At 55.9% G+C, this 227-nt stretch carries 1 pseudogene; it reads left to right on the top strand.

The features are described from left to right. Positions 1-227, top strand: a pseudogene (locus KB213_RS12430) (response regulator); the annotation flags it as partial.

Raw genomic sequence — 227 nt, 5'->3', positions numbered from 1 at the left:
GTGACGACGGCGGTCGATGCAGAGCAATAACGTGAGATTTTGCGGCATATCCAGCCAGATGCGTTGGTTTTGGACGTAACCAAGCCCGGAGAAGATGGATTGTCTTTAACCCGAGGCTTGCGGACGGAGGGGCTACAATTTCCCAATTTGCGGTTGACGGCTCGTGGGGAGGCCGCGGACCGGATTGATGGGTTAGAGGCCGGCGCTGATGATTATCTAGGGAAACC

The organism is Neokomagataea anthophila, assembly GCF_018122595.1.
Classification (GTDB): Bacteria; Pseudomonadota; Alphaproteobacteria; order Acetobacterales; family Acetobacteraceae; genus Gluconobacter; species Gluconobacter anthophilus.
Note: the sequence above shows the minus strand (reverse complement) of the source record. Positions and strands in the feature narration are given on the sequence as shown.